Source organism: Trichocoleus sp. FACHB-6 (assembly GCF_014695815.1).
In the GTDB taxonomy this organism is placed as follows: domain Bacteria; phylum Cyanobacteriota; class Cyanobacteriia; order Cyanobacteriales; family FACHB-T130; genus Funiculus; species Funiculus sociatus.
In genome coordinates, this window is the sequence record NZ_JACJOY010000093.1 from 1 (window position 1) to 5,178 (window position 5,178).

At 46.0% G+C, this 5,178-nt stretch carries 5 protein-coding genes and 1 pseudogene; 1 reads left to right on the forward strand and 5 read right to left on the reverse strand.

Annotated elements, in window-relative coordinates:
- Window positions 1-201: pseudogene (locus H6F66_RS17915) on the forward strand (IS701 family transposase); the annotation flags it as partial.
- Window positions 202-300: 99 nt separating this feature from the next.
- Here H6F66_RS17915 and H6F66_RS17920 read toward each other — a convergent pair.
- The 5 genes from H6F66_RS17920 to glyQ all read right to left on the reverse strand — a co-directional run bounded on the left by H6F66_RS17920 (window position 301) and on the right by glyQ (window position 4,944).
- A complete protein-coding gene (locus H6F66_RS17920; protein WP_190423788.1) occupies window positions 301-492 on the reverse strand; it encodes a hypothetical protein in 192 nt (63 codons plus the stop codon).
- Window positions 446-637, reverse strand: coding sequence for a transposase (locus H6F66_RS29440; RefSeq protein ID WP_347269401.1), 192 nt, complete (start codon window positions 635-637; stop codon window positions 446-448). Before H6F66_RS29440 ends, H6F66_RS17920 begins: the two co-directional genes overlap by 47 nt.
- 525 nt (window positions 638-1,162) lie before the next feature.
- Window positions 1,163-3,442: a ComEC/Rec2 family competence protein gene (locus H6F66_RS17930; protein WP_190423782.1), complete on the reverse strand. Its 2,280-nt coding sequence runs from the start codon at window positions 3,440-3,442 to the stop codon at window positions 1,163-1,165.
- The gene (locus tag H6F66_RS17935) at window positions 3,442-3,921 is read right to left on the reverse strand and encodes a DUF4079 family protein (RefSeq protein ID WP_190423786.1); all 480 of its coding nucleotides are present in this window, start codon (window positions 3,919-3,921) and stop codon (window positions 3,442-3,444) included. The genes H6F66_RS17930 and H6F66_RS17935 overlap by 1 nt, the downstream gene beginning before the upstream one ends.
- Before the next feature lie 129 nt (window positions 3,922-4,050).
- Window positions 4,051-4,944 (reverse strand): glycine--tRNA ligase subunit alpha, encoded by an 894-nt coding sequence (glyQ, locus tag H6F66_RS17940; RefSeq protein WP_190423784.1) that lies wholly within the window; start codon window positions 4,942-4,944, stop codon window positions 4,051-4,053.
- Window positions 4,945-5,178: the final 234 nt, after the last annotated feature.

Here is a 5,178-nt window from a genome sequence, read left to right on the forward strand (position 1 = left end):
TGTGGGGTTGAAAAAGCCCAAGTGCGTTCTTCTCGTGCTCAACGCAATCACATTGGTTTGGCGATTCGAGCGTTTCTACGCCTGGAGATGCATTGGTTTAATACTGGCATTAGTTGGTATGAGTCCAAAGCCAGTATTGTTCGGGAGGCGGTGCGTTCCTACTTAGCGGCTCCTTGGCTGACTCTTGTACCAACTGCATAACTCCTGGTTCTCTCTGCTTATTGTCAATTAACAATGATTAATGATAATTAGAGCGCACTCTCTCCTAAATACCTATTTGAATCAAGTATTATTGCTTAGCTAAACGGTGATTTGCTCAGCTAATCCACCGATGAGAGCAGCCCCAGCCATCCTTGTGACAGTTGCGGGTGCGGAATGTGGGTTGTAAAACCAAAAGCTTTTGGACTCAACACTGGCATTGCAGATATTCTTCACGGCTTGCGAGTCAATCATCAGCAACGTTGTCCACTTGGCTTTTTTTGACTTGTTCACGCACTTGTCCATGTAAGACGGTCATCAGTGCAAGAAAAGCTCCTGCATCCCGCCACTGCTTGTAGTGCCAATAGACGGTTGAGTATGGCGGAAGATCTTTGGGTAAATCTTGCCAATTACAGCCATTCTTAAGTTGGTAGAACATGCCATCCAACAGTTCTCGTTTCGTCCAATCACAGGGTCTTGTCTACTTCTTCACCGGCAAAAGCTGGGGCAGGAGAGGCTCAAGAATTTCCCATTCTTCGTCGGTGAGACTGCTGGAGTACGGCATGGTGAGTAGGATATGGCTTTTGCGCTACCTTAAGTCAACCGAGTCAGAGATGTCAAATGGGTTCTATACTGCAAAAGCGCCTCAATTTTCTCTGCTTCGTTATCGGGTAATGGTGCATTTCATCTTGGAGTCTTATCCACCGCTCTTTGCCGCGCTGGAGGTGAGTAAACGGGTTCTTTTGATTTAATACTGACAACAATCTAACCAAAATTATTCGAGCCTCCAAGTCTCCATTATCGGACTGCTGCTTCAGGTGTACTTCTGAAGTTAACTTACGGCTAGATCCATAGTTGAGTTTGAGTCAGAAAATTTTGCTGTCTCAATCACGGTAGTCTGAGCCTTAAATCTGTTATCTACTCAAGCTTTGCCTCTACGCTGGGGAAATATCACCCCCCATCCCTAATAGCTAATACCAACATCGTTTTCTGTTGCTTCTAGTGTTGTCTCAAAGGCACCACTAGGAGTCCACTGGATTGCCCCATCACGCTCGGTTGTATATAATTTGGTGTTAATTTTACGCAGAGTTTGTGCCGTTTCTGGATCGATGGTAGCGGATGAGGCGATCGCTACCTTTGGTTGCATCTTTTGCAATACATCAGCTTGTAAACTTTCTCCAGACCACCAAAGCACCTGAACAGGCGGTAATTGTTTTAAGAGCGCTAACTTTCTTTCATTTTCCTCTGGCTTAAAGTTTCCCAACACTAACCAACTCTGTCCGCTGATTTGCAGTTGTACCACTGGCGGTTGGCTATTAATTAACTTGATGGCTGAAGTTCCAATCGCTACACTTCGACCAACTGGCAATGCCTGAGGCGGAATCTTTACACCTAGAGTCCAAAGTTTACTAATAGAGGCAGTGTTAGCGTAAAAGGTTGACACTGGGAGTCGTTCCATAATCTTAGCCCAGCCACTTCTAGGACTAAGTTGAGAATCCGTAACCACAGCCCAGTCAATTTGATTGACACCCTGCTGTTGTAAAAAAGGCAGCACAGTAAAATTGGCTGTACTGTCATCCCCACTATTAACCAGCGTGACTTCCCCTTTGTCTTGAATCACCAAAACTGGTTCTCCCGGGGTAGAAAGCACCGTGACTCGAAACAAAGTTGCTTTTGTCTGCCAAACCGGGAGAACAACCAGAGTAGTAGCAATAATCGCAGCAAACCACCAACGCCGACACCACCACTTGTTGAGCCAAGCTAGACTAATTAAACCGTATAGCACCAATACTTGAAATATTGAAATAGTTCCAACAGCAATTGAGTTTCCCGGCAAAGAGCTGAAAAACTGCACAAGCAAAATCAGCCAGTGAGTGGGGTAATACAATAACCAAGCTAAGGTGCTTCCCGCCAAAGGCCAAATTAATCCGGCTAAGGCGCTGAGAATTCCTCCAATACTAATGACAGATAAAAAGGGAGTGCTAATGATGTTTGCCAGGATACTGTAGGGAGATACGACACCAAAGACAAAAAGTTGTAGAGGTAAAACCCACGGTAAGACGGCAATTGGCAGCGCAAATAAGGATGCGATCGCAGGCGGCAACCAATCAAACCACTTTATTATCGCTGGCAGTGTGACTAACAATCCCAGTGTGGCTAGAAAACTCAGCTGAAACCCCAAATTCCAGATCCACAGCGGATTAAATAACAGCAATACCGTGGCAGCAAGCAGGAGCGAACCTAATGGCTTGACTTTGCGTTGCATTGCTAAGGCGATTAACGCCCCAACTCCCATTACCCCTGCTCTTAGAACTGATGGTTGCACTCCTGTCAAGCAAATAAAAATAAGTATGGCAGCAATCCCAACGCCTAGTTGCGTCCTTACGGAAAAACGCCCAAAGGCAGCTATGACAAAACCTAGAATCAGAGAAATTTGAAATCCAGATGCTGCCAAAGCGTGAGCCAATCCCACCTGGATAAATTCATTTCGTACATCGTAGGGCAAATCTACCGCTTGACTTCCCATAACCATCGAACTGACAAGCTGCCCTTCTGGAGAGCCTAGCCAACGAACTTGAGAGTGGATGATTCGCTGCCTTACAGTCCAGAATCCCCAGCCACGTTCTTCCTGTTCATTGGGGAAACTAACCTGCCGTCCGCTTAGACCTGCAAAACCTCCTTCTCGCGCCAGGTAAGCCTGAAAATCAAAGGCACCGGGATTGCTAGCCTTTTTCGGTTTATACAATACTCCTGTAATTGCGATCGCTTCACCAGGATATAAACCAGTAGCTTGTAGTAAAGGCACAGTTACATATAACTTGCCCGTCACCCCCTGACTAACATCAGCTGGTTTGTTCTCGCCGTTTTTTACCTCATTTAATTTAGAAGCTTCCAACCAAAATTGCGATCGCTGACTTTGCGTTAGCCGAGGCGTACTAGCAATCTTTCCCTGAACCGTGACAACTTGCTCCTGCCCTTTACCATTTTGGGCATGAACAAACTTGCTGATGTCATTTGCTAAAGGTTGTGGCACCCGTGCTTGAAAATACAGTGCTGCCAGCAACCCCACAATTCCGACCGCCAGCCACACTTTTGCTTTAGATCCAGTTCGCCAGAATTTAGGTACAACAAAAGCAGCTCCAATACCCAGAGCCAAAACTGCATACTTGCCCCACCAAACTGCCGTAGACAGTAAGCCCAAAATATAGGACAAGCTTAAAATTACACCAGCAGCCGAGTTCATCAGATAGCCAAACCTAGCTTCAAGCCCAGCACAGCGTGTACAAATAGTAGACAAAGTGCCGTAGTGCCTAAATAAGCATGAAATGTCCGCAGCACTACCTTATTACCCCCAAAGCCTATCATCGAAATCGTGCCATTAATTGCCAGCAATCCCAGCACAATAGAACCAGTCCAAAAATGCGGACTTTCCAGAATCCCTTGATCTTGCATTACTAGCGACAAAACTCCGCCAGTATAACCTAGTGCTATAAACAGAAACATCCACGGTGCTAGCTTCCGGTGGTCAGCCAAACTTTTACTAGCGATCGCCGTATCCGCCGCCACCCGTCCGCGCCATCCGGCAAACCCTATAAAATTACCCATCACCAATACCACAATTGCCATCATCACCGGGTGTCCCCAATGTACAATCAAATCCGGAATTCCTAACTTTTCAAACTGGTTAGCAATTGGTTCCAAAACTTCACTCAGACTACCCACCCGCCTCACAGCCTCCTCTATCAACATAGGTTTGCCCAACTGGTTTATCAATTTTCAAAAGAATCTAACCCAGTCCCTTTACTCACTTAGGTAACTCAGATCACTATCCCCAAACTCTTGCACACTTGCTTAAGATACTTGCTGTGCAATTTCCTTTTGCTTGCACAGGGGAAATCCCAGACCTTCTCGTTGCTGCAAATATAACTCCGCGACTCGCCTTGCCAACTTGCGAATTCTGCCAATGTAGCGCGTCCGCTCCGTTACCGAAATCACCCCTCTGGCATCCAGCAAATTAAACGTGTGAGAACACTTTAAAACATAATCTAGGCTGGGTAACACAAGTCCGCGTCCAGTCAGTTCCTCTGCCTCCTGCTCGTACAGACCAAACAAAGTAAACAACAAATCTGGGTTAGATGCCTCGAAATTATAGATACACTGCTCAACCTCTCCCTGGAGGTGAACATCACCATAGGTAACGTTATCAGTCCAGCGAATCTTGGTAAACGCATCCACCTGCTGGAGATACATAGTTAATCGCTCCAGACCATAGGTAATCTCAATTGAGACAGGTCTACAGTCAAGTCCTCCGCATTGTTGAAAGTAAGTAAATTGGGTGATTTCCATTCCATCTAGCCATACTTCCCAACCTACACCCCAAGCTCCTACTGTGGCATCCTCCCAGTTGTCTTCTACAAACCGGATGTCGTGATCTTCAGGGCGAATACCTAAAGCTCTCAAAGAGTCCAGATAAATCTCTTGGATATTATCTGGCGAAGGTTTAATCAGAACTTGATACTGGTAATAGTGTTGGTAGCGATTAGGATTTTCACCGTAACGTCCATCTGTAGGGCGGCGGCAGGGTTCGACATAAGCCACAGCCCACGGCTCCGGACCAAGACATCTTAAAAAGGTATTGGGATTTTTGGTGCCTGCCCCTTTTTCAATATCGTAGGGTTGAGCGATTAGGCAACCACGATCACCCCAAAACTCATGCAACGTAGCAATCACCGACTGAAAATTCACAGTTCCCTTTCCTCAGACGCTCAACGCATTACCCATTGTGGCGCAAATGCTCCCCCTCAAGAGCTTTTCAAGAATTTTCAAAAAAATTTTCCCAAACAGTTGACACATTGGGGAGAGAGTGGCTATATTAATAAAGCGGTCGGGAGAGACAAGCGAAAGCGAGACTCAAGCGAGCGAAGAGAACCTAGAAAAAATAATAGTTTGAAAGCCAGAGTAACACAATAACCTCGTCAA

Excerpts from the sequence above, each read along its gene's own strand:
- H6F66_RS29440 (WP_347269401.1), bottom strand. The coding sequence starts at position 637 with ATGTTCTACCAACTTAAGAATGGCTGTAATTGGCAAGATTTACCCAAA.
- H6F66_RS17930 (WP_190423782.1), bottom strand. The coding sequence starts at position 3,442 with ATGAACTCGGCTGCTGGTGTAATTTTAAGCTTGTCCTATATTTTGGGC.